This window comes from Flavobacteriales bacterium (assembly GCA_025210805.1).
Lineage (GTDB): Bacteria > Bacteroidota > Bacteroidia > Flavobacteriales > CAJXXR01 > JAOAQX01.
Genome location: JAOAQX010000028.1, coordinates 109,628 through 130,104, shown reverse-complemented (window position 1 = coordinate 130,104; position 20,477 = coordinate 109,628). Strand labels below are relative to the sequence as shown.

The window sequence follows — 20,477 nt, the reverse complement described above, 5'->3', positions numbered from 1 at the left end:
CAATAAATAACTATCATCTAATCAAGAAAAACCATGCCAAAAACATTAAAATTGCCAAGATGACACCTAGGCGAATATTCGACCTACTGTTTCCGAGTTCCTTAAAGTTTTCCGCTGCATGCTCTCTATAGCTTCTATTCTCCCATTCTCTTCGGAAGTCCTTTTTTCTACTTCTTTCTTCCGAAATTTCTGGAGCATCTTCATGGTCATACTTTTCTTTTAGTCGATCCAAACGCTCTTTCCTTTCGTCATAATGCTGAGTAGGAAGATTAAATTGCCTGATTTTTCGAGATTTGAAAATAGAGAACATAAGGGGTAATTTTCAATTATTTGTTAGTTTAATATTACAAAACTTTGTTTTACTATAACTTAAAATAGCACTAACAACTGTAATACGTTACCAAATTAAGCAATCTATTGTTTCAATGGTAATTTCTCCCTTTTTATTTTGTTAAATTGTTTGAATAGTCTAAATCACCATTGTGTTCTTTTTAACTTAGTGAAGTTTTTTCTTTCTGTTTTTTATTAAATGAAAAACATTTAGCAAGAAAATAAAAAGATTGGATAGCAAAATAGGAATTGAGTCTATCAAAATAGCATAAATTAAAAACAAAAAACAAGCTACTGCATTCCAAAGGCGTAGTTTATTCATATCTTTAAAAGTGAATGATAGCACTAAAATGGTCATGGCAAAATACCCTAAATAATCAGTCATTATTTTATTTTTTAAGCTTTAGAAAAGTTTTAAATTTCATTTGTTCTCTGTTTTATGAAACAAACCTACGACAAGCAATCCGTTTTCTAATAAATACTCTCCTTCTTGTTTTATTTGTATATAATAATCTAGAGCTAATTCTTCATCCGCTCCTTCTATTTTATAAAAAAAGCTTTGTTCATCATTATGAAAACGATGCGAAATCTTAATAGAAATCCATTGAGAAAAATCGGGATTCACCGAGGAACTAAAATGCAAATTCTTCACTCTTATATGCTCTTTTATATAATTTTGAAGTATCAGTTCTCTATTCTTTATGGTGTTCATTTCTAAATACAATTTGCCCGATGATTTATCTGTTTTTGGTTTAAAAGGTAGTTCCCATTTGAGTGCTAAAGTTTTTCCTTTCACTAAGAAAAACCTCGACAAACGATAGGAAGCCACAAGAATATAAAAAACAGAATAGAACAGTGTGGAAAAAGTGATCACTACGGCCTTTTCTATTCCATTTTGATGAGCAGATAAAGCAAATTGAAACGCCAAAACAAACGCATAATATTGTAATAATCTCTTGAAGACTTTTTGAGAATCAAAAGAAATATTTTCTTCAAAAAATGGTGAGTTATTTAGGGAGTTGTTAATTATTTTAGCGAACCAATTAATTGCAAAAAGATAGTAGATATTGGTTATGATTGTCAATGAAAATTCATCAAGCTGATAAAACAAAAAGAGATCATAAACTCCATGAGACGCAATAGCAAAAACAAAAAACTTGAGCCAATCTTGAATTGGTTTCCTACTCATTTTGAACTGCCAAAGAACCCATCCGTAAGCAATAAAACCCGTAAACATCATATGCCCTAAAGTACTCATGATGGCTCTAAGCAACACAATACTTTCTCCATATTGCAGATAATAGAAAAAATTCTCGAGTGTTGCAAATCCCAAAGCCCCAGTACAACTATATGCTATAATATCTATGGGCTCGTTTACTTGCTTCCTAAAAACCCAATAAAAAACAATTATTGGTAAGAGTTTAGCTATTTCTTCTATCAAACTCACGTTGAAGAAACTATAGAGAAATACATTTACAAAATCTGTTTGATTGAGTTCTATTTCCCAGAAAAGTTCCACAAAATCTCCAATAAAAAACGTGAGTGGAACAGATAATGCTCCCAACACAAAAACGATAATGAAATATTTGAGTTTGTCCTTTTCGTAGATATCTATCAAACGATAGTAATCTACCCATATCCAAGCGATAAAAAAGGCAATAAAACCTAGTAAGATGTTCACAAAGTTATTTTTCTATTTTTTCTAATGATATTGCATTTACACAATATCTCAACTCAGAAGGTGGTGGTCCATCTGGAAATACATGCCCTAAATGAGCTTGGCAAGTATTACATAAAATCTCTACTCGTACCATTCCGTAAGTATAGTCTCCAGAATAGGCAACCAAATTTTCTTTTAGTGGTTGAGAAAAGGCTGGCCAACCTGATCCGCTATCGTATTTTTCTTGGGCATCAAAAAGTGGTGTTTTACAACAAACACACTGATAAACCCCTGGATCAAATCTGTGGCAAACATCAGAAGAAAAGGCTCTTTCTGTTCCTTTTTTTCTAGTGATAGCAAATACTTCAGGTGTGAGTAATGATTGCCATTGCTCTTCGGTTTTTTCTACAACGGTGTCTGGTTTTGGATTTCCTTCCTTCACCCAATGCATGATGTTTTTCCAAAAAATCATACTCCGAATTGTTCTAAATGATGCTCTAAATGTTTTGCTAACATATTATTCCATTCATTTTTACTGAGCACCCCAAAAGAATGAGATTCTTTTCCTTCAAAATGATCTTCTCCTAGTTCCAAAACACGATTCATATAATTTTTAAGTCGGTCTTTTTCTAGCTGAAAGTTTCTTTCATCAGAAATAATAAAATCTGGTGCTGTTCTACTATTTTTTGGATATTTTTTTTCATTTACCACCGCATTTTTCACAAAGGCTTTTAACAAAAACCTTTTGAACCCTCTTGGCTTTTTATATTTATCTTCAAAAATGTATTCATAAGTTACATTACAGTGAGCCAACATTTGATCAGCAGACATCTTTCCCCATTTTGGTTGACTTTCTGGTGTAATTTTATCAATTCTTTCGAAAAAAAGTGCTACGTCATTTTTCTTAAAAACATTTTTCATCCCCTATATTTTTGTGTTACAATTTACTAATATACTCCAAAGCAAAAAAAAATGTATTGAAATAATCATTTTTGAGCTTAAAAACAGAATAAATTCTATTAATCAAATCTTTCTAAACAAAAAAACACAAAGAAATAAAGGCTTTCCACACTTGTTTTTAATCTAAATTTTCACACATTAAAATCAAAACAGATTTTGTACCTTAGCTTACTCATTTATTTTTAAAAAATAATACTATGTCAAACGCTTTTTTTAAGGTACCACATCCTAGTTGTGAACCTGTGAAATCATATGCTCCGGGAACTCCGGAAAGAGAAGCCTTAATGGCTGAGTACGATAGAATGTACAATCAAAAAGCCGATATTCCTATGTATATTGGTGGTGAGGAGATCCGCACAGGAAATCTTGCCGAAATGAACCCTCCACATGAGCATAAACATGTCTTGGGTCATTATCACATTGGAGGAGCTGACCACACCAAAAAAGCCATAGAAAATGCTCTAGAGGCTAGAGAAAAATGGGCGAATACTTCATGGGAGCACCGTGCTTCTATTTTCTTGAAGGCTGCTGAACTTCTTGCGGGTCCTTTCCGTATGAAGATGAATGCTGCAACGATGCTCGCTCAATCTAAAAATGCACACCAAGCCGAAATTGATGCTGCTTGTGAAATGATTGATTTCTTTAGATTCAATGCTTACTATATGATGCAAGTGTATCAAGAACAGCCAGAATCTGCACCAGGAATATGGAATCGTCTTGAACACCGTGCTTTAGAAGGGTTTATTTATGCAATTACTCCATTTAACTTCACCTCTATTGCTGCAAACCTATGTGCTGCACCTGCCATGATGGGGAATGTTGTAGTATGGAAACCTTCAGATAGTCAGGTATATTCTGCACAAGTGATTGTAGAGCTTTTCAAAGCTGCTGGAGTACCAGATGGAGTAATCAATGTAGTTTATGGTGATCCTGTGGAAATTTCAAATGAAGTTTTTGCACATAAATCACTATCAGGACTTCACTTTACAGGTTCTACTTTTGTATTTAAAGAATTGTGGAAACAAATTGGAAACAATATCCATAACTATGATACCTACCCAAGAATTGTGGGAGAAACAGGAGGAAAAGACTTTATTATTGCTCATGAATCTGCTGATGCAGCAGAAGTTGCCACAGCAATCATGAGAGGTGCTTTTGAGTTCCAAGGTCAAAAATGTTCTGCTGCTTCACGTTCTTATATTCCTAAGAGTCTTTGGAACGATGTTCAAGCAATTATGAGTAAACAACATGCTGAAATGAAAATGGGAACGCCAAGAGATTTCTCAAACTTCATTAATGCAGTAATTCACGAGGGTTCTTTCAATAAATTAGCTTCTTATATAGATAAAGTAAAGGCTGCTGATGATGCGGAAATTATCTTAGGTGGAAACTATGATAAATCTGAAGGTTACTTTATAGAACCTACAGTTGTACTAACTACCAACCCTCAGTTTGAAACCATGTCTACAGAGCTTTTTGGACCTGTAATGACTATTTATCTTTATGATGATTTTGATGCAGCTTTAGATCTTGTTGACAGCACTTCAGAGTACGCACTTACTGGAGCCATCTATTCAAATGATCGTTATATCATAGAATCTGCTAGTAAAAGGCTTCAAAACTCTGCTGGTAATTTCTATATTAATGATAAACCAACAGGAGCTGTTGTATCTCAACAACCATTTGGAGGTGCTCGTGCATCTGGAACAAATGATAAAGCGGGATCTATCTTAAATCTTCTTAGATGGGTTTCTCCAAGAACTATCAAGGAAACATTTGTACCGCCTACAGATTTTAAATATCCATTCTTAGGATAAAAAATTATAAGTGTATTTTATTGTAAAGCCTCCTTTTATAGAAAAAAGGGGGCTTTTCTATCGATTTATCTTCTGAATTTTACCTAAAAATATTATAAACATCTACTTCAATCAATATGAAAAAACATCAGTTCCAACTCGAATATTCTGAATTTCCTAATAAAGAAGCATTAGACACTGCAAAACAAAAACTTCTTGCTAAAGCTCGTGAAGCCCAAGCAAAAGCGTATGCTCCTTATTCTAATTTTAAAGTTGGTGCAGCTTTACTTCTTGAAAATGGGGAAATAGTTCTGGGATCTAACCAAGAGAACGCCGCCTATCCATCTGGGCTTTGTGCAGAAAGAGTGGCCTTTTTTCATTATGGAGCTACATTTTCTGATTCAAAAATTGTTTCAGTTGCCATTGTAGGTGGTTCCAATAAATTCGAAACACTCGGAATTCTATCTCCTTGCGGTGCTTGCAGACAAGTAATGTTTGAATATGAACAGAAACAAGAATCAGACATCCAAATCATTCTTCAATCTGATAGTTCTGAAGTATATGTTATGAATTCCATAGCCGATATCCTTCCTTTTGGATTTTATGAAAAGGGATTGAAGGAATAGCATCCAACTTTCCAATAGTCTATGTATACAAAAATGAAAAATCTTTACATAAGAAATCAACTATGTAAAGAAAATGCGATTTTCTTTACATAATAAGACCAGATAGCCTCAAAAGACTATTCTCTAAAACTTAATATCCTTAATATTTAGCTGAATTTCTTCTCGGTCTCTCCATTTGTTTTTCTTGATAGAATATGCAATGGCAAATTGATTTGTTCGTGCCATTTGGGCAAAAGATTCGCCAATTCCGAAACCAATGCCTTTAAAAGCATTTTTACTTTCTCTTTGTTTTATGGCAAAAGAAATGTGCTGGGATTCTTTCCCTACTTTTCGAGACCAGCCTGTATCAATTACATTTTTTGCTCCGAAAATAGGAGGTAAATTATCTGGACCATGAGGTTCGAACATCGCTAATTGATTGAAAAAATTGTCAGAAATATCATCGAAGTTAAGTTCACTTTCCAAATGCACTTTCTCTATTAAATCTTCTTCTGAAAGTATCCTGCTAGCGTATTTTTCAAACTGATTTTTAAAATCTTCAAGATTCTCTTTTTTAATCGTAAGTCCTGCAGCAAAATAATGACCACCAAACTGTTCGATATTATCAGAACAAGCCTGTAACGCTTCATAAAGATCAAAACCAGGAATTGAACGAGCCGAGCCAGTAAGTTTTCCCTCCTTTTCTGTAAAAACAATTGTAGGGCGGTAATGCTTTTCTATGAGTCTTGATGCAACAATTCCGATGACACCTTTATGCCATTCTGCACCAGAAACGACATTAGTATAATGATATTTTTCTTGATTATCTTGCGTTTCTTTCCAAGCATATTCAGTAATTTCTTCATCAAAATCTCTTCTTGTCTCATTAAACTGAATGATTTTCTCACATAAATCTTGGGCATTTTGCACATCTTTTTCAATGAGCATATTTACTGCAGAATGAGCATGTTGAATTCTACCTGCTGCGTTTATTTTTGGAGCGATCTGAAAAACGACATTTTCTATTGTAACTTCTTCTAATTTGTCTATTAAGGGTTGGATACCTACTCTTGTTCTCTTATTAATCTCTTGAAGTCCAAGAGTGGCTAATATTCTGTTTTCTCCAGTTATTGAAACTAAGTCTGCTCCTATTGAAATAGCAACAAGATCTAAATACTGATTTAAAATTTCCTCAGAAATTTGAAGTTTATCAACAATTGCTTGAGCTAATTTGAATCCCACTCCACAACCAGAAAGTTCTTTAAAAGGATAATTACAATCAGCTCTTTTAGGATCTAAAACAGCATTTGCTGGAGGTAATTCTGCCCCTGGACGGTGATGGTCACAAACAATAAAATCAATACCAGAATTTCTCGCCTTTTCTATTAACCGAATGGCTTTCACTCCACAATCCAAAGATATAATGAGTTTTACGCCCTCATTAACTGCTTTCTCAATTCCTTTTTCTGAAACTCCATAACCTTCGGTATATCTATCGGGTATATAGAACTGAGCATCAACCTGAATACTCTTCAAAAATGAATACATCAAGGCTACGGAGGTTGTTCCGTCCACATCATAATCTCCATAAACCATTATGGGGTTATTTTGTTCTTTGTGGTATAAAACACGCTCAACAGCAATATCCATGTCCTTCATAAGCCAAGGATTATGAATTCCTTTTTTTTGAGGCTTAAAAAATTCATGAGCTTTTTCAATTGAATCAATACCTCTATTGAGCAAAAGTTGAGCTATTGCTGGTGATATATTTAGTTCCTTGGAAAGGTTTGTTATTTTCTCAGGATTTTTTCGGTCAAGAACCCATTTTTTCATTCTATAAAATATTTTTGCTCAATATGCTACTATTGATTCCTACTAATTTATGGAAAAATGAATGGAAATAGGATTAAATTATTGGTTTTTCCCCAATTGCTGAGCAATAGAAAATTTATGAATTAACTCAAAGAGTTCTTGTACAAAATCTTGAGGAAGATATTGAAGATCCTTTGCGTACTTTTTTCTAGACTCCAAGATCTGTTGGTATCGTTCTAACTGAAAAATTTGTACTTGATTAGCGTCTTTCCAATCCCCGATTTTATCAATAAGCTCGGCTCTATTTTCAATAATTTCTAAAAGTTTTTTATCAAGCTGATCTATATCTACTCGTACTTTTTGAAATTCTTGAACAATTTCTGGGTTGATGAAATGATCTTTTTTCTGAACCAATTCTTCGAGCATTGTGAAAAGATTGGCTGGGGTAAGTTGTTGTAAAGAGTCACTTAATGCACTATCTGGATTAATATGAGACTCCAGCATGAGTCCATCAAAATTGAGATCGATGGCTGTTTGCGAAATTCCTTTAAGTAAATTTCTCTTTCCTGCAATATGGCTAGGATCACAAATCATCGGAATTCCTGGGAATTGTCTTTTCACTTCTAAAGCAAGTTTCCAGACGGGCTGATTACGATATGGGGCTGAGTTCATGGTGTGGAAACCACGAAAAATATTTCCAATTTTAGAAATATTCATTTGCTCAAAACGCTCTATGGCTCCTATCCAAAGTCCTATTTCTGCATGAATTGGATTTTTGATAAAAACGGGGATATCTACTCCTCTAAGGCTTTCTGCAATTTCTTGAACCAAAAAAGGATTTACGGTGGTTCTTGCTCCTATCCAAAGAGCATCAAAACCAGATTTTAAGCAAGCTTCTACATGTTTTGCACTTGCCACTTCTGTCGTTATTTCTACCGACAATTTGTTTTTGATATCCGCCATCCAATCCAACGCTGGATAACCAATTCCTTCAAAACTATTGGGTCTTGTTCTGGGTTTCCAAATTCCTGCCCTAATGGTTTCTATTCCTTTTTGTTTGAGCTGCGAAGCCGTTTCAAAAACCTGCTCATAACTCTCGGCACTACAAGGTCCAGACCAAATAAAATCGGTACAACGGTGGTTGTTTTTTTTATCAAAAAGTGATTGAAGCATTTATTTTAAAACCTTTGGTACACGAATATAGAAAGAGTCTTTTTTTGCAGCATTTTTAAGTGCTTCTTCTTTAGATACTAGTATTTCTGCCTCATCTTTCCTGTAATGATCAAACTCCTCATTCACATACACTTGAGGATCAATCCCTGTAGTATCTAATTCATTGAGCTGATCAACGAATCCGACAATTTTCTCAAAATCTTGAAGCATTTTACCCTTTTCTTCTTCCGAAAATTTGAGCTTTGCAAGTCGCTCTAAATGAGCTATGGTATTATGATCTACTTTCATCTTTTATCTGATAATAATGTCCAAAGTTACACATAGATATTTATCCTAAGCAAAATAATCTATTGAAAGTTGTCTTTAGGATTTTTTAAAAACTACTCTGGATACACTACTTTATAAAGTGTCATCCCTTGGATATCAAATTCGTCATTCAGGAAATTACCAGCCAAAGGCGTTTTAGAAAGCTTTTTCTTTACCTCAATATACTTTGCTGGTCTAAGATCTAAAGTAGCAACGGGTTCAAGCTTCACAGGGAAAGTATATTTTTTTGTTTTTCGGATATCAAAAGTGGTAAAAAGAACATAGTCCACATCTTTATCTTTAAAGATATGTTCAATATTTTCGAGCATAGGCACTTCCATAAAAGTCCATAGCCTAAAATCTCTTTTTGTCTCAAAAGCAGAAAGATAACTCACATTTGAACCTAATATTTTATCTCCTTCTTGTGTGTGTTGAACGATAAATTCTTTTAGGTTCTTGGGATGGTTATAATCTTTTGAAAGAACTAAAAATGATGATTTTGTAAAAAACAACATCATCCCAAAGGCAATAAATCCAAGTAAGTATATATTTCTAAAAACAGGCTTAAATCTAAAGGCAATTCGAATGACAAAACTATAAGCTATCGGAAGGTACAACATGGTGTAAACACCCACATCTTTTACCATAAAATGGAAAACTAAAAAGACTGCAACAGCAAGTGAAAACCATATTTCCTTAAACCATTCCCTTTTAAAAATCACGGCATAAAGTGTCATCAACAGTAGAGAATAACTAATATAAATCTGTGATTTTACAACCAACCAATTCCCTCCAACAAACTTACTCATCAAACTTCCTTCGATATTGTGATGATAAGTTTTGTCTTTAAAAAAGTATTTAATAAATCCTTCAAAGCCACCAAAACCTGCAAAAACCCAAACGCTTACTAAAACCAACGGAATAGAGATTAACCAAGCAATATTTTGGATTTTATTGGTGGTTTTTGCTTGAAAAAATTGCACATAAACAACGTATAACACAATGGGTATTAAAACTACGGCAACACGTGGAGTAGTAAGAAATCCAAGTGTGGCAGACAGTCCAATTAGGGTAATTTTCTTTGTTTCTCCCTTAAAGTCCACTGCCAAAATATAAGATATAAAGGCAAATAATCCCGCTAAAATATCCATTCTTCCGTTGTGAATACTTTTACCAAAAACGGCATCCATGGAGATTAACAATAGTGCTATTAATGCGATTTTTGGTTCATTAAATTTCCATAAAAATCGGGCAATTAGTAAATAAACCACAAAACCTAAAATAAGAAAACTAAAATGTGTATTTCCAAAAATGGTCAAGATAAAAGCCTGTATCAAATAGAAGACGGGACCATGCATAAGCATGTCTCGTTCACTATTAAATAGTGGATTTATCCAAACATCAAAACCATTTCCGTTGAGTAAAGAGTCTGTCACACTATGGAACAAAGACATGTCATACCAACAAGGCATATACACTTCAAATAGCCATAAATGCAAGAAAAAAACAATGAATAATAGGGTCAAAATAGGCTTCAGTCCCATTTTGGATATCGTAGAGTTGAATACCGAAATCATCAGATATGATTGTTATTTTGGAATTGAATAAATAGTCAAAATTTCCCTTAGAATTTTTATTGCTGATTTATAACCTAGTTTAGAACCAGCTACATCAATCCACTCATGGATAGGAATTTCTATTCCTTCTTTAAGTAAATCCTGTTTTTTTAGTCTTATGAGAAATTCATAGTCGAAAAGCCACGAGCATTTGAAAGGTGCTGTTAAAGCTTGTTCAAAAATGGATCTATGAAATATTTTTGCTCCGCATTGGGTATCATAAACAGGCAAAGCGTGTTTGAATCCTAAAAAAGTAACAATAAAACGTCCAATATAATGCCTTGATACTTTTCTATCAATACGTCTTCCTAGTAGTTTTACTCTAGAACCCAAAGCAAATTTTTTGCGAGAACTCATAAGTCCATCGTATATCAATTTGAAATTCTTAGCATTGGTAGAAAAATCAGCATCTAGATAAGCAATATAATCTACTTCTGGATTTTCTAATGCTTTATGGATCGATTTATACACAACTTTTGCTTTTCCTTCATTTTGTGTAAAATCGTAAATCTCAATTCTATCAGGTGCTATTTTTTGGATACTTTGAAGTACAGAAACGGTTTGGTCTGTACTCCCATCATTAGCAAAAATGATTTTACTTTCTGGAATTAAATTAAGTAGTTTTTCTACTTCATTTTGATGAAGTCTCTTCTCCTCATTATAACAAGGAATAATTATATACAAATTTGACATATTTCAATAGACTTAAGCGTCGTCAAATATACAATATACCTTTTATAATCTCTTATAAAATAAGATGAGAATTCTCAAAAAAAATAGCTATTGCTTCTTTGGAAAAATTTTCAAAGTAAATAAGAGGTCTTCATCTAGCATTATTTCCTTTATTTCAGGCGCTAGATCATCCTTTAAAAAAGGGTGCTTGATCTTAAAATCAAGTACCCAATAATTTTCGTCTTTTACTTTTTTATTTTTGATTTTCAAAGGGTATTGTGCTTTTGCTCCTTGAAACGCAATTATTGCAATTAAATCTTCTGTCTTTGGTGTTGACTTTTCAACAAAAACTTGGATTTCAGAAAATTTTTCTGTGAATAAAAAGAAATTACTATGGACAAAAGCATTATACGCATCTAACTCCTCTCCCTTTAGGTTTGAGATCGTCAGTTTTGTAACATCAATAATAATATGAGCCCTTTGTATTTTTTCATCCTTTAGACTCAGAATACTTCCGTCTTTAATCGCTATTTCTCCATGGACTTTCTTTTTGCCTTTTGTGGCAGACCAGAATGTGCTACTTTTTTTTGTATCTACTAAAAATTCTTGAGATTCATTTTGTGCAAATAGAGGATTGAGCCCAAAAATTACGGCTAAAACGAGAAGTATTTTTTTTATCATTGACGTATTTTTTCTAGAAGTTGGATTAAACTTTGTTTTTCTTGTTCGCTCAAGTTACGCAAACTTTCTTCAATAAGAGACAAATGCCCTGGTGTAACATTCTCCAAAATATCCATTCCTTTTTTTGTGATGGTAATTTCCACCTTTCTTCTGTTATCTTCACAAAGTTTTCGATGAACATATCCTTTTTCGATAAGTTTATCAACAAGTCTTGTGGTATTACTCATTTTTCGAATCATACGGCTTTGGAGCTCCAAAAGACTTAGTGGAGTACCCAAAGATCCTTTCAGTATTCTTAAAACATTATATTGCTGAGCAGACAATTTGAATTGTTTAAAAAAATATTCCTCAGAATACTTAATAGACTCCGCCGTGTACACCACATTTAGTGCCGTAGAGATATCAAGTGCATAGGGATCTTTTGAACCCAAAATGTTCTCAATTGTGTTAATTTCTCCTTTCATATCAGTATAGTTTTAGATGTATTTACTTTCAAAGGTAATAAACTTTTCAGTATATGATATCACCGTGATTTAATAACTAATTTTAGGGAAGTATTATTCATTGGGTTAATTGAAAGGCCTTTAGTGTTCCGATTGGTAAACAAATATACCTCGTCATAATACAGCGGAATTAATGGTGCATGCTCTAAAACCACAGCTTGTGATTCCCTATAATTATCTATTTTTTTAAGAGTATTTGAAGTTTTTACTAATTTTTTGTAAATATAATCAAATTTTTTGTTATAGAAGTGCGTATAGTTCGGTCCGTTTGGAGCCCAGTTTTCGCTAAAAAATAACGAGAGATAATTTTCTGCGTCGGGATAATCGGCAATCCAACTGGCTCTAAATATAGGTGCTTGCTGTTTAGAAATCTTCTGTCTTAGAGTAGATGGCGGATGTACCTTAATTTCAGTTCTTATACCATGATTTCCCCAGCTATTTTGTATGTATTCACAAAGATCTAAATAGGAGTTATTGGTATGAATTTCGATCACAGGACTTCCTTTTTTAGCATATTCTGCTTGGCTCAAAAAATGCTCGACACTATCTTTGTTGTAAAAAAAGACTTTTTCATCAGAAAAACCCAACAATCCCTTTGGAATAAAACCATTTTCTGCGGGATACCCAATGTCATTTCTGATAAACTTCATCATTAATCTTCTATCAAATGCAAAGTTTAGGGCTTTCCTAAAAGCTCGATTATTGTATGGATAAACAGCATTGGAATCGACTAAGATTCCTAAATATTCTGTATTCAGATAACTGTTTTTTTGAAGTCGTATTTTTTTTCTATACTTTTCTTGAAGTTCCCCATCTTTATCAAGAATTTCATCCTTATAAGAAGCATCGATCCCCGAAATGAAATCGATATTTCCTTTTATAAATTCTAAAAATGCGGTTAATTTATCTGGGATAAAAGAAATAGATACAGCATCTAAATAGGGTAAAGAATTTCCTTGTTTGTCTTTTTCGAAATATATTGGGTTTTTTCTCAACACCATCTTTACTTTGTCTTCCCAAAGTTGATAATGAAACGGACCAGAGCCTAAAGGTTTTTCCCAATAAGTCTCTCCAACTTTTTTATAATGTTGTTTTGAAATTGCTGCAGCATATTTCATGGTCATTAAAGATAAAAATACTGAATTAGGACTCTTTAGTTTAATCTGTAATTCATTTTTTGCCAGTGCCACAACTGATTCAATATCCTTAGTTATCCATTTCCCAGGAGCAGCAGTCTTTTTGTCCATCAAACGCTTTATCGAAAACTCAAAATCTTCTGCTTCAAGTTCTATTTTCCCTATTTCGGGATGGTAAAATTGCACGTCTTCTCTAAGGTAAAATGTATAATATAAGCCACTGGAATCTATTTCCCATTTTTTAGCAACGGATGGAACGACCCTCAAGGAATCATCAAGTTCTACCAAATTACTATAAAGCATATTGCATACCCAAATATGCGCTTGATTTTTAGCAAAAGCAGGATCTAGTGTGAGAATATTTGATACTTCATTGTACCGAAAAATCATTTTATCCTTTTGTTCTCCACTATTTTGACAAGACAAAACTAGGAGTAGAACCAATAAAATCATTAGTTTAGAAAAATACTTCTTGATAATCATCTACTTAAAATTATAAAAAAACAAATATAAAGCTCCTAAAAGAAATTTATGCAACAAAGCTTTCTTATCCTTATTTTGAGATTTCTAAAGCCAATACTTTGTTTTTTTAATTTAATTTTGCAACTTTATAAATTCGCTAAAAGAAAAATAAAATGCTAAACGGAAAAACAGCAATTATTACTGGAGCCACTCGTGGTATTGGTAAAGGTATTGCACAAAAGTTCGCCGAAAACGGTGCCAATATAGTTTTCACTTATGTTTCATCAGAAGATTCTGCCAAAGCTCTTGAGCAAGAATTAAGAGGTATGGGAGTAGATGCCTATGCTATCAAATCAGATGCTTCTGATTTTCAACAAGCACATGACCTAGTAGAAGTTGCTCTAGAAAAATTAGGTGGTTCTATTGATATCCTTGTGAATAACGCAGGAATTACAAAAGATAACCTTTTGATGCGTATGAGCGAAGAAGATTATGATAAAGTCATGGAAGTGAATTTGAAATCTTTATTCAACCTTACAAAAGCCGTTCAAAGAACCATGCTTAAACAAAGAAAAGGTTCTATTGTTAATATTTCCTCGGTAGTAGGTGTAAAAGGAAATGCAGGACAAGCAAACTATGCCGCTTCAAAAGCTGGAGCTATAGGTTTCTCAAAATCTATCGCACTTGAGCTAGGAGCAAGAAATATCCGTTGTAATGTAATTGCTCCAGGATTTATTGCCACAGAAATGACCGATAAACTCCCTGAAGATGTAGTAAAAGGATGGACAAATTCTATTCCTTTAAAAAGAGCTGGACAACCTGAAGATGTTGCAAATGTTGCCGTCTTTTTAGCTTCAGATATGTCTGCTTATGTTACAGGACAAGTAATCAATACTTGTGGTGGAATGCTTACCTAAAAAGTAATCTTGAGCTTTTGGCTTTATTATTGGATAAAACCTTTCTCTCAAATTAAACGGATTTAAAAATTATGGATAATAGAAATGGAGATTTAAAAGACAGGACCTATCGTTATGCCTTACAAATAACAGAATTTTGTAGGAATAATTTGAAAACGAATGAAGTTGATCAACATATTTGGAGACGATTAATGAATCATGCCACAGAAATAGGATTGATTACTCGCTTAGCTTTTAAGAGTAGAAATAGTGGTGATTTTCAAACAAAGTTGAAAAATATTATCCAAAATGCAGATACTTGCATTTATTGGCTAGAACTTTTGTATGATCTTGATCAAATAGCAGAAGACGACTTCAATGAATTCAGCTCTGAAGCTTCGGAATTGATTGCCATTTTTATTTCTATTTCAAAAAAAACAAAATCCTCATACTAAGCTAAAAGCATGAATACGGCTTTAACAAGTTTTTTGGGGACAACAGGAATATTGATATTTCTATTGTCCCTTTTAGTATCTTTTTTATTTTATCACTTTTTCTCGAAGAAAAAGCTGGGAAAAGTTCTCAAGTCAATTCTAATTTTATTGAGAGCATTCGTATTCTATTTTATTACCCTTCTTCTTTTCCCATGGGAAATAACACAGGAACAAACAGAACAGTTTAGAAAGAAGCTGATTGTTTTGGAAGATATTTCCAAATCTACACTTCAGAACCGCTTTTTTGACTGGAAGCCGTTTCTAAACAAAACTAAGTTTAGAAATAAGGCTACTTCCCCAGAAGTTGTTTCGCTATTTTTTGGAGAAGATATTTCCAAAGATTCTACAAAAACAAACGGCGACTTCACAAACATATCCCATGCTATCAATGAGCTAAATCAGCGTTATCATCAAGACGAAATAGCTGGAGTAGTTCTCGTTTCCGATGGGATTTACAACCAAGGATATCATCCAAAATGGCTTTCGCCGAAACCTTTATTCCCTGTTCACACTATCGGAATGGGAGATACTACCAAACACCCAGACCGAAGCATTTCTAGATTATTTGCAAATCAGTTAGCATTTTTGGGCAATGATTTTCCTTTAGAATTTGATCTAAAAATACAAGATTACACAAAGCAAGCAGCTCATATTTCTGTAAAAAATCAAAAGGGAAAAACGATATATTCTAAAAAATGGAAACCAAAAAAAGAACAGGATTTCTTTAGCGAAAAAATTTTCATAGAAGCCAAAGAAAAAGGAAAACAAAAATATCAAGTTTCTATAGAAATTCTTGATGGCGAAAAAAATATTAAAAACAATATTAAAAACATCCAAATTGAGGTAATCGATGCTTCATTTAAAGTACTATTTGTGGCGTCGGAAATTCACCCAGATCACTTGGTGCTTATTAATTCTCTAAAAGGAAATCTTGATTTCAAAACAGATCTTGTATCAAAAGAGTTTGAAAGTATAGATCTTAAAAAATATGACATTATTAGCTTTTTGGGATTCAAAAAAAATACGATCCCACTCTTTCAAAAAACATTGGAACTAAAAAAGCCTTTTTTATTAAAGCTTTCCTCACACTCAGATAGACAAAGCTTACAAAAAAGTGCTCCAGAGTTTGTAAAACCTGCACAAACTACTTTTATTACGAGCCAAACGGAAGCAGCGCTTGAAAAAGATTTTAAGAAATTTGAAATCCCAAAAATTTGGAATAAAAAACTCGACGAATTCCCACCTCTTCTAAGTCCATTTATCCCGATCCAGACCACGGCACCTACCACAACATTGCTCTCTCAAAAAGCCTTTGGACAAAAAACCAATAAGCCTTTAATTAGTTTTAGTAAAAACAACCAAAATGCATTTGCCATAATTGAAGGAGAAGGTTTTTGGAAATGGCGAATGAACTATTTTCAAAAAGAAGAAAATCATCAAGACTTTGATTTATTATTCCAAAATATTTTCAGGTTACTAGGGATTCAAAAGAACAAAAGAAAAATCTATATTCAATTTCCAAAAAGAAGCTTCGTGAATACGGAGAATATCCTAGAAGTTTTGACTTACAATGATTCGTATGAAGCCGTAAATAAAGATATTTTGGAGCTCAAAATCACTTCTCCAAAAGGAAATAAGATTAATCAAACACTCGATAAACTTGATGGAAAATATCAGAAAAACTTGATCTTTGAAGAAATCGGAATCTATACTTATCACATTATAAAAAATAAGAAAACGATTTACTCTGGTACTTTTGAGTCTTTAAAAAACGATTTAGAACTTGAAAACCTTCAAGCTGATCATCAATTATTACGTCTAATTTCCAAGGAAACTAATGGACTATTTTTCAGTTTCAAAAACAAAAAAGAACTCATTAAATTCTTAGAAAGTCAAGACATCAGAAATGAATCTTATACTCTTACGAGTGCTAAAAGTTTATTTGACTTTTGGGAAATACTACTCATCATTCTCACCCTTGCATTACTCGAGTGGTTTATTCGTAGATATTTTGGTTTGTTATAGAAAGTTATTCTAACAGTCCCTTAGCTTTTTCCCAGATTCTCTTACTTTCCTGTTTGATTTGTTCTCCTTTTTCTTCAATACCTTCTGCGCTGGAATACTTTTCTATTTTTTGAATAATTTTTTCTACTCTTCTTTTATTTTCAAATATTTTTTCGACATGTGGAACTTTTTCATCTTTTAAGACCTTTTCCCAATTCACCTCTGCCAATATAGAAAAGAGATATTTACTGGCTACTTTGCTTAAAAAATATTTATCAAAAACTCCATTAAGCATATCGTCACTCTTCCGATTCTTTACATATTCAATAGATTCACGAAAATGTTTTTTCTCCCTTTGAGAAAAAAATTTACTTTTTTCGAGTTTACTCATTGCCAAAATTGCCTTTTCAGGCTCGTCATTTTTTAAATAAAAATACGTTTCCACTCCCCATATTAACTCATTATCCACACCTAACGCATGAGCGTCATTTATTACTACCTCAAAATCTTCTAAAGCCCTTTTGTCATCTATTTCTCTCTCCATCATCAGTCTATTCATCCCTCTAAATAAATGGTTAATAGCGTGAAATTTTTTATAAGTAGTCTCGTCATTCAGATGCCCCCATCTGAAAAACATTCGCGTATAACGTAAGTCCATTTTTTGGTTTTCGTTTAACCAATTAATATTTCTAGATATCTCATCCTCTGACAAGTAAAATAGACCTTTTTCAAAAAACAAGAATGCTCTACAGAATTGTAATAATCCTTTAATTTCAGAATCAGGTAATGACTCGGGGTTAGTCTTCGAACACTCATATAACGAAACCTCTTTCCCTAAGTCTTTACTAAACAACACCATAATACTCAATAAAGCGTGCTCTATATTTTGAGCTTGAATTCTTTCTTCACCCTGCATAAAAGGCTCTGATCTTAGATTCGAATCTCCATAAACAAAATTTAAGGACTCTATAAGCGTCGGGAAAATATCTTCATCCGTTTGTATAACAAACTTTTTTAAACTGCGATAAGTTCGATACATTTTTAGATAATCCAAAACAGTTAAGGATTCTAGATCATCAACTTCGTTATCTAACATCACCTCTGAAACAGACTGAAGATCCTTTTGAAAATCTTTTAAATCATCAGAAAGAGGATCTTTTACAGCCGAGGATCTTATCGCTATTTTACCAAATTTATAAATCAGAATTTTATCAGATTTTAAACTGCCCGCTAATTCTTTCTTATCTTTTTCCAATAAATATTGGTCTGAATCTTCTTCAAAAGTGCAACTAACCTGTAAAAATATGATAGCCAGAGAAACCAAAAGAGAATAATATGATAATTTCATTCTAATTAAATTTTAATTCGAAGACAATTTTAAGCAAAAAATACCGAGTTTAAAAATATCCAAAACAATAAGACCCTCCTTACTAATCTGTTAAATAAATAGATGATACCACAAAGGCAATAAACTATTAATTTTAAATATTTTCATCAAAAATGAATCAAAAATGAATCAAAAAAAACTTTTACCTAATTATAATCGTACCTTTGCAGATTAATTTTAAACAACCACAATGGACAACCCATTTTTAGCATTAGGCTTGGATGAACGTTTGGTGGCAGCAGTTGGAGACTTAGGATACGAAAAACCGTCGGAAGTACAACAAAAAGCCATTCCTCATCTACTTCAAGATCAGTCGGATCTTGTATCATTGGCACAAACAGGAACAGGAAAAACCGCAGCGTTTTCTCTCCCATTATTGCAACACATCAACACGAGCAAAAAGCACATACAAGGTGTTATTCTTTCGCCAACAAGAGAATTGGCATTGCAAATTGCAGAAGACATCAAAAGCTTTTCCAAGTACTTACCAAAAATAAAAGTGGCAACTGTTTATGGTGGAGCAAGTATTGAAAACCAATATCGCGATATTAAAAGAAACCCGCAAATCGTAGTTGCCACACCAGGTCGATTAAAAGATATGCTCAAGAGAAGAATGATTAAACTTGAAGAAATCAAGGTTTGTATTCTCGATGAAGCTGACGAAATGCTTAATATGGGTTTTAAAGATGATCTTGATTTTATTCTAGACCGATGCGGTGAAGAAAGAAATACATGGTTATTCTCGGCAACTATGCCACCAGAAGTATCAAGAATTGCTAAAGAATATATGAGCAATCCTTTTGAAATTACTTGTGGTAGAAAAAACGAAGGAAGTAATAATGTAGCACACCAGTATGTGGTTGTTCAAAACTTCAATCGTTATCAAGCTCTCAAAAGATTGATTGATTTCCAACAAGATATGTTTGGTGTTATTTTTTGTAGAACACGTCATGAAACACAAGATGTAGCTGCAAAATTAATCAATGATGGATATAACGCAGGTCCTCTTCATGGTGATTTATCTCAGGCTCAAAGAGATACCGTAATGGGGCATTTCAGAAAAAGAAATATCCAATTTCTAGTAGCAACAGATGTGGCAGCCAGAGGAATAGATGTAAATGATATTACACACGTAATTCACTACAAACTCCCTGAACAAATTGAATCTTACACACATAGATCTGGTAGAACAGGAAGAGCAGGTAAAAGCGGAATTTCGATTTCTATTACGACTTCTAGTGAAAGAAAAAAGATTAAAGCTATTGAAAGAGTTATCAAAAAAGAATTTGATAAAGTTCTCCTTCCATCGTCAAAAGATGTAGCGAACAACAAGTTGATGCAGGTAGTTAACAAGCTTAAAAACCAAGAAATCAACGAAGAATTAATTTCCAAATACACTTCTTACCTTAGTGAAGAATTTGATGCAGTATCCAAAGAAGAATTGCTTCAAAAATTCGTTACCATGGAAATGGAAATCTTCTTGAAGGGGGTATCTGATGATGATATCAACCACAAAGGACAAAGAAATGATGAACGAGGAAGCGGAAAAGGAGATAGAAAAAGATTCTATATCAGCATTGGAGAAAAAGATGGTTTTAAATCTTGGACAGAACTTAAAGACGTCTTGAGAGAAACTACAGGTCTTGGAAAAGATGATTTCACTCATGTAGATGTAATGAAAACTTTCTCTTTCTTTACTGTAGCATCAAGAAACGAAAAACTTGTTTTTGATAAATTTAATGGTTCTACCTGGAAAGGCAGAAATGTGAGTGTAGAACTTACGAAAGAAAAAAAATCTCGTCCAGGACGAAGAAAAAGTCCCGAAAGAAGACGTAGAAGAAGAAATTAGTTTATTTTTAATGAACGAAATTGAAAACCGATTAATCAATTAATCGGTTTTTTTTTACAATAACTTTTCGAGAATATCCTTTTTATTTGACTTACAGAATACTGTACTTTATATTTCAGTTCTTCAGACCAAAAA

The 20,477-nt window shown here is 33.1% G+C and carries 20 protein-coding genes; 6 read left to right on the top strand and 14 right to left on the bottom strand.

Features of this window, described 5'->3' with window-relative positions:
* Window positions 1–13: 13 nt before the first annotated feature.
* From N4A45_11465 to N4A45_11445, 5 genes are all read right to left on the bottom strand, one after another.
* On the bottom strand, window positions 14–310 hold the full coding sequence (locus N4A45_11465) for a hypothetical protein (GenBank protein MCT4665840.1): 297 nt from the start codon (window positions 308–310) through the stop codon (window positions 14–16).
* A 186-nt stretch (window positions 311–496) separates the two neighbouring features.
* Complete coding sequence (locus N4A45_11460; protein MCT4665839.1) at window positions 497–715, bottom strand: YgjV family protein; 219 nt, start codon at window positions 713–715, stop codon at window positions 497–499.
* Between the two features lie 36 nt (window positions 716–751).
* Window positions 752–2,011 (bottom strand): PrsW family intramembrane metalloprotease, encoded by a 1,260-nt coding sequence (locus N4A45_11455; GenBank protein MCT4665838.1) that lies wholly within the window; start codon window positions 2,009–2,011, stop codon window positions 752–754.
* Window positions 2,012–2,015: 4 nt separating this feature from the next.
* Window positions 2,016–2,462 carry a peptide-methionine (R)-S-oxide reductase MsrB gene (msrB, locus tag N4A45_11450; protein MCT4665837.1) on the bottom strand — a complete coding sequence of 149 codons (447 nt, stop codon included), beginning with the start codon at window positions 2,460–2,462 and terminating at the stop codon, window positions 2,016–2,018.
* On the bottom strand, window positions 2,459–2,911 hold the full coding sequence (locus N4A45_11445; GenBank protein MCT4665836.1) for a DUF1569 domain-containing protein: 453 nt from the start codon (window positions 2,909–2,911) through the stop codon (window positions 2,459–2,461). The genes msrB and N4A45_11445 overlap by 4 nt, the downstream gene beginning before the upstream one ends.
* 236 nt (window positions 2,912–3,147) lie before the next feature.
* Between N4A45_11445 and pruA the strand changes: the two genes are divergently transcribed.
* Together pruA and cdd are read left to right on the top strand one after the other, a co-directional pair.
* Window positions 3,148–4,767 (top strand): L-glutamate gamma-semialdehyde dehydrogenase, encoded by a 1,620-nt coding sequence (gene pruA / locus N4A45_11440; protein MCT4665835.1) that lies wholly within the window; start codon window positions 3,148–3,150, stop codon window positions 4,765–4,767.
* A 116-nt stretch (window positions 4,768–4,883) separates the two neighbouring features.
* Window positions 4,884–5,372 carry a cytidine deaminase gene (gene cdd / locus N4A45_11435; GenBank protein ID MCT4665834.1) on the top strand — a complete coding sequence of 163 codons (489 nt, stop codon included), beginning with the start codon at window positions 4,884–4,886 and terminating at the stop codon, window positions 5,370–5,372.
* Between the two features lie 123 nt (window positions 5,373–5,495).
* Here cdd and recJ read toward each other — a convergent pair whose 3' ends face one another.
* From recJ to N4A45_11395, 8 genes are all read right to left on the bottom strand, one after another.
* A complete protein-coding gene (gene recJ, locus N4A45_11430; protein MCT4665833.1) occupies window positions 5,496–7,184 on the bottom strand; it encodes a single-stranded-DNA-specific exonuclease RecJ in 1,689 nt (562 codons plus the stop codon).
* Between the two features lie 78 nt (window positions 7,185–7,262).
* Entirely contained in the window at window positions 7,263–8,336 is a 1,074-nt protein-coding gene (locus N4A45_11425; protein MCT4665832.1) for a bifunctional 3-deoxy-7-phosphoheptulonate synthase/chorismate mutase type II, read from the bottom strand.
* On the bottom strand, window positions 8,337–8,624 hold the full coding sequence (gene gatC / locus N4A45_11420; protein MCT4665831.1) for an Asp-tRNA(Asn)/Glu-tRNA(Gln) amidotransferase subunit GatC: 288 nt from the start codon (window positions 8,622–8,624) through the stop codon (window positions 8,337–8,339).
* 92 nt (window positions 8,625–8,716) lie between these two features.
* Window positions 8,717–10,219, bottom strand: coding sequence for a glycosyltransferase family 39 protein (locus tag N4A45_11415; protein MCT4665830.1), 1,503 nt, complete (start codon window positions 10,217–10,219; stop codon window positions 8,717–8,719).
* Window positions 10,220–10,231: 12 nt separating this feature from the next.
* Window positions 10,232–10,951: a glycosyltransferase gene (locus N4A45_11410; protein MCT4665829.1), complete on the bottom strand. Its 720-nt coding sequence runs from the start codon at window positions 10,949–10,951 to the stop codon at window positions 10,232–10,234.
* Between the two features lie 87 nt (window positions 10,952–11,038).
* Entirely contained in the window at window positions 11,039–11,611 is a 573-nt protein-coding gene (locus N4A45_11405) for a hypothetical protein (GenBank protein ID MCT4665828.1), read from the bottom strand.
* Entirely contained in the window at window positions 11,608–12,075 is a 468-nt protein-coding gene (locus tag N4A45_11400; protein ID MCT4665827.1) for a MarR family transcriptional regulator, read from the bottom strand. The genes N4A45_11405 and N4A45_11400 overlap by 4 nt, the downstream gene beginning before the upstream one ends.
* Before the next feature lie 59 nt (window positions 12,076–12,134).
* Complete coding sequence (locus N4A45_11395; protein MCT4665826.1) at window positions 12,135–13,733, bottom strand: ABC transporter substrate-binding protein; 1,599 nt, start codon at window positions 13,731–13,733, stop codon at window positions 12,135–12,137.
* A 152-nt stretch (window positions 13,734–13,885) separates the two neighbouring features.
* On the opposite strand from N4A45_11395, the gene fabG reads away from it, so the two are divergent.
* The 3 genes from fabG (at window position 13,886) to N4A45_11380 (ending at window position 17,127) form a co-directional block, all read left to right on the top strand.
* Window positions 13,886–14,629 carry a 3-oxoacyl-[acyl-carrier-protein] reductase gene (fabG, locus tag N4A45_11390; protein ID MCT4665825.1) on the top strand — a complete coding sequence of 248 codons (744 nt, stop codon included), beginning with the start codon at window positions 13,886–13,888 and terminating at the stop codon, window positions 14,627–14,629.
* Between the two features lie 71 nt (window positions 14,630–14,700).
* Window positions 14,701–15,063 carry a four helix bundle protein gene (locus N4A45_11385; protein ID MCT4665824.1) on the top strand — a complete coding sequence of 121 codons (363 nt, stop codon included), beginning with the start codon at window positions 14,701–14,703 and terminating at the stop codon, window positions 15,061–15,063.
* A gap of 9 nt (window positions 15,064–15,072) precedes the next feature.
* Window positions 15,073–17,127 (top strand): hypothetical protein, encoded by a 2,055-nt coding sequence (locus N4A45_11380; GenBank protein ID MCT4665823.1) that lies wholly within the window; start codon window positions 15,073–15,075, stop codon window positions 17,125–17,127.
* A 4-nt stretch (window positions 17,128–17,131) separates the two neighbouring features.
* Here the strand turns inward: N4A45_11380 and N4A45_11375 are convergent, their stop codons facing one another.
* A complete protein-coding gene (locus N4A45_11375) occupies window positions 17,132–18,454 on the bottom strand; it encodes a short-chain dehydrogenase (protein MCT4665822.1) in 1,323 nt (440 codons plus the stop codon).
* A gap of 229 nt (window positions 18,455–18,683) precedes the next feature.
* Here N4A45_11375 and N4A45_11370 point away from each other — a divergent pair, with 229 nt between their 5' ends.
* Window positions 18,684–20,342, top strand: a complete 1,659-nt coding sequence (locus N4A45_11370) for a DEAD/DEAH box helicase (protein ID MCT4665821.1) — start codon at window positions 18,684–18,686, stop codon at window positions 20,340–20,342.
* The last annotated feature ends 135 nt before the right edge of the window (window positions 20,343–20,477 follow it).

Excerpts from the sequence above, each read along its gene's own strand:
- N4A45_11465 (MCT4665840.1), bottom strand. The coding sequence starts at position 310 with ATGTTCTCTATTTTCAAATCTCGAAAAATCAGGCAATTTAATCTTCCT.
- msrB (MCT4665837.1), bottom strand. The coding sequence starts at position 2,462 with ATGATTTTTTGGAAAAACATCATGCATTGGGTGAAGGAAGGAAATCCA.
- recJ (MCT4665833.1), bottom strand. The coding sequence starts at position 7,184 with ATGAAAAAATGGGTTCTTGACCGAAAAAATCCTGAGAAAATAACAAAC.
- cdd (MCT4665834.1), top strand. The coding sequence starts at position 4,884 with ATGAAAAAACATCAGTTCCAACTCGAATATTCTGAATTTCCTAATAAA.
- N4A45_11375 (MCT4665822.1), bottom strand. The coding sequence starts at position 18,454 with ATGAAATTATCATATTATTCTCTTTTGGTTTCTCTGGCTATCATATTT.
- N4A45_11415 (MCT4665830.1), bottom strand. The coding sequence starts at position 10,219 with ATGATTTCGGTATTCAACTCTACGATATCCAAAATGGGACTGAAGCCT.
- N4A45_11380 (MCT4665823.1), top strand. The coding sequence starts at position 15,073 with ATGAATACGGCTTTAACAAGTTTTTTGGGGACAACAGGAATATTGATA.
- N4A45_11400 (MCT4665827.1), bottom strand. The coding sequence starts at position 12,075 with ATGAAAGGAGAAATTAACACAATTGAGAACATTTTGGGTTCAAAAGAT.
- N4A45_11410 (MCT4665829.1), bottom strand. The coding sequence starts at position 10,951 with ATGTCAAATTTGTATATAATTATTCCTTGTTATAATGAGGAGAAGAGA.
- N4A45_11460 (MCT4665839.1), bottom strand. The coding sequence starts at position 715 with ATGACTGATTATTTAGGGTATTTTGCCATGACCATTTTAGTGCTATCA.
- N4A45_11385 (MCT4665824.1), top strand. The coding sequence starts at position 14,701 with ATGGATAATAGAAATGGAGATTTAAAAGACAGGACCTATCGTTATGCC.
- N4A45_11370 (MCT4665821.1), top strand. The coding sequence starts at position 18,684 with ATGGACAACCCATTTTTAGCATTAGGCTTGGATGAACGTTTGGTGGCA.
- N4A45_11405 (MCT4665828.1), bottom strand. The coding sequence starts at position 11,611 with ATGATAAAAAAAATACTTCTCGTTTTAGCCGTAATTTTTGGGCTCAAT.
- N4A45_11445 (MCT4665836.1), bottom strand. The coding sequence starts at position 2,911 with ATGAAAAATGTTTTTAAGAAAAATGACGTAGCACTTTTTTTCGAAAGA.
- N4A45_11395 (MCT4665826.1), bottom strand. The coding sequence starts at position 13,733 with ATGATTATCAAGAAGTATTTTTCTAAACTAATGATTTTATTGGTTCTA.
- gatC (MCT4665831.1), bottom strand. The coding sequence starts at position 8,624 with ATGAAAGTAGATCATAATACCATAGCTCATTTAGAGCGACTTGCAAAG.
- fabG (MCT4665825.1), top strand. The coding sequence starts at position 13,886 with ATGCTAAACGGAAAAACAGCAATTATTACTGGAGCCACTCGTGGTATT.
- N4A45_11425 (MCT4665832.1), bottom strand. The coding sequence starts at position 8,336 with ATGCTTCAATCACTTTTTGATAAAAAAAACAACCACCGTTGTACCGAT.
- pruA (MCT4665835.1), top strand. The coding sequence starts at position 3,148 with ATGTCAAACGCTTTTTTTAAGGTACCACATCCTAGTTGTGAACCTGTG.